The following is a 318-nucleotide window of genomic DNA, read 5'->3' as shown; positions in this document are numbered from 1 at the left end:
GTGCGTTCGAGCGTTTCCTTGCCGGGGAACACGTCGAGCAGTTCGGGGTAGGTGTAGCCGGAGAACGATTCGCTCTCGACGGTGGTAATCGTGGTCGGCACGTCGAAGATCTTGGCTGCCTTGGCCAGGCCCACGACGTTGTTCTTCATGGTCTGGCGGTCCATCGACTGCACACCGAAGGCCATTTGCGGCTGGTGGTCGATGAAGATCAGTTGGCTGTTGCGCGGGGTCAGGACTTCCAGCTTGGCGTTGTTGGCGTTCGACATGGTGATTCTCCGGTATAAAAAGGTGTTCAATAAGTTTGAGGTTTTATCGGGC

The 318-nt window shown here is 56.6% G+C and carries 1 pseudogene; it reads right to left on the bottom strand.

What is annotated here, in order from left to right:
• Nucleotides 1-266 (bottom strand): annotated as a pseudogene (locus ABDB81_RS30495) (hydrolase); the annotation flags it as partial.
• Between the last annotated feature and the right edge of the window lie 52 nt (nt 267-318).

Origin of the sequence: Cupriavidus sp. DL-D2 (genome assembly GCF_039710735.1) — a bacterium.
Classification (GTDB): domain Bacteria; phylum Pseudomonadota; class Gammaproteobacteria; order Burkholderiales; family Burkholderiaceae; genus Cupriavidus.
The sequence above is the reverse complement of the archived record's forward strand: the minus strand, read 5'-3'. Positions and strand labels throughout refer to the sequence as shown.